General features: G+C 31.5%; 1 protein-coding gene. It reads left to right on the plus strand.

Going from position 1 to position 1,521, the window contains the following annotated elements; genetic code table 11:
* Positions 1 to 350 precede the first annotated feature (350 nt).
* Positions 351 to 1,280: an alpha/beta hydrolase gene (locus BLR76_RS11505; RefSeq protein ID WP_091269062.1), complete on the plus strand. Its 930-nt coding sequence runs from the start codon at positions 351 to 353 to the stop codon at positions 1,278 to 1,280.
* Positions 1,281 to 1,521 lie beyond the last annotated feature (241 nt).

Genomic DNA, 1,521 nt, shown 5'->3' on the forward strand with positions numbered 1-1,521 from the left:
TCATTTTGTCTTTAAAAAAGAAACATCCCTCGACCATTTTTTCTCAAAATCGGTCGAGGGATGTATTCATTTTAGGGGAGTTTTTTCCCAGCCCCATGGATTTTAAAAAGATTCCATAGTCTTTGATGTTAAGAATATTAAATTTTCCGATTTTGAATTAGTTAACACGATTCTTTGTATCACCAGTTTTTATGACTTCTAGAGTAGAATCTAACCCAATATGTGGAACGAATAAGTAATCTCCTGACAACTCCACTGACAAAATACACGTTTAAGGAACTATAATTATAATTTGTTATAATTTATTTTGTGTTATACTAAATAAAATTAAATTTGATAGGAGCAGGAAAATGGAACATACAACTATATATACTTCTTCCTATGATGGCCAAAAGATATTTTTACGTATATGGGATCAAGTAGAAAAACCAAAAGGAATCGTTCAAATTATTCATGGAATGGCCGAACATTCTGCACGATATGAAACTTTTGCATATTTTTTGAATAAGAAAGGTTATATTGTTTATGCGGATGATCATCGCGGTCATGGTCATTCTTTAACAGAAGAAGAAGTTTTTGGGTATATTGGTGAGAATGGTTTTCAAAAAATTGTTAAAGATGAACAACTAATTTCTGAGTTGATAAAAAAGAAATATCCTCAACTGCCTTTATTTATTTTTGCTCATAGTTTTGGTTCATTTATCGGGCAGGAGTATATCATTCAAAATTCTGAAAAAATAGATGGGATCATTCTTTCTGGTTCAGCCAAACAAAATGGACTGGACGTAAAAATGGGAAGAATATTGGCTACCTTCCAAAATATTGTATTCGATAATAAAAAAGAAGCTAAATTGATTGATAAATTATCTTTTGGGTCATTCAATAAAAAGTTTCAAAATCAGACACCGACATCTAGTTGGTTAACAAGAGATGCTAAAATTGTGGAACAATATGAGAAAGACGAATTGTCTGGTTTCGTTTCTTCGATAAACTTTTACTATGAACTTTTCCATGCTTTTAAATTGCTATATCAAACAAAACGACTAGAAAAAATTGAAAAAGATTTACCCCTCTTAATTATTTCTGGTGATATGGACCCTGTTGGTAAGTATGGCGAAGCAGTTCAAGCATTATATGAGCAATATGTTCAATTAGATTTGCAAAATGTAAAACTTAAGTTATTTAAAGATGCCCGGCATGAATTGGTAAATGAACTAAATAACGAGGAAGTGTTTTCTTACATAGATGACTGGTTGCAACAGCAGATAGAGAGTAATTAAACATCAATTAAGTTATGTTATAGTTTTAATTAATTCGAAGGATGAATAAAGATATGGTGTGTACACAATTAATTTTTCCCTCGTAAAAAGAAAAACGGTATGAGGGGGCTCATATAAACCCTCTCACACCAACGTTTATAGTTATATACTCAAGTTTTGCAGTTAAAAAATAGCCTTTGACCCTTGGTGTCATTGACTTGGTACCGATTATTATGCCGCTTTTGATATTTGATTCAGCTGA

Source organism: Alkalibacterium thalassium (genome assembly GCF_900101165.1).
In the GTDB taxonomy this organism is placed as follows: domain Bacteria; phylum Bacillota; class Bacilli; order Lactobacillales; family Carnobacteriaceae_A; genus Alkalibacterium; species Alkalibacterium indicireducens.